The 767-nt window shown below is 73.3% G+C and carries 1 protein-coding gene; it reads right to left on the reverse strand.

The window, feature by feature from the left end:
- Window positions 1-158: 158 nt before the first annotated feature.
- Window positions 159-767: zinc-binding dehydrogenase (locus ACFFNX_RS51715; RefSeq protein ID WP_378213859.1), on the reverse strand; the 609-nt coding region annotated here is incomplete at its 5' end.

Consider the following 767-nt stretch of genomic DNA (forward strand, 5'->3'; position numbering starts at 1 on the left):
GGCGAAGGGACGGTCGCGAACCGCACTGAGCCGCCGGTCCCCGGCAGGCCCGGCTATGGAGGTCATGATCCCAACCATGGACCACGCCGGTCATGACGGGCGAATCTCACCGCCGAGGGGCTCGTCGACTGACAGCGCTCACGGCGACCGGCTGAATTTCATCCCGTGACGTCCACCAGGACCTTGCCGACCGCGCCGCTCTCCACCGCCCGGTGCGCGTCGGCGGTGCGGTCGAGCGGAAAGCGGACCAGCGGCAGGCCGTGCTCCTCGCCGACCGGCAGGGCACCGTCGCGGACCGCGGCGGCGACGTCCTCGGCGGCCGCGGCGCGCGCCTTCGAACCGGCCGTGTAGAGCACCAGGAACTGCAAGCGTGTGTTCAGCACCATGGTCCGCAGCACGTCCAGTTCGACCGGCCTGCCGCCGTCGTTGGCGTAGGTCGCGATCGTGCCGCGCGGCCGCAGCACGGCCAGGTCCAGCGCGAGGTTCGCACCGAGCGCCACCTCGGCGATGATGTCGACGCCGTCCGGGGCGACCTCGCGGATCTCGCCGACCGGGTCGCCCTCGCGATAGTTGATCACGTGATGGGCGCCGGCGGCAGTGGCCAGCCGGGCCTTCTCCGGGCCGCTGACCGTGCTGATCACGGTGGCGCCGGACCAGCGGGCGAGCTGGATCACCGCGTGCCCGACCGCCCCCGCCCCACCTGCGGCGAGCACCACTTTGCCGTCGAGCGCGCCGGGCCGCAGACGGCGCGGCCCATCCTCGGCGAC

Origin of the sequence: Actinoallomurus acaciae (assembly GCF_042429965.1) — a bacterium.
Taxonomy (GTDB): Bacteria; Actinomycetota; Actinomycetes; order Streptosporangiales; family Streptosporangiaceae; genus Actinoallomurus; species Actinoallomurus acaciae.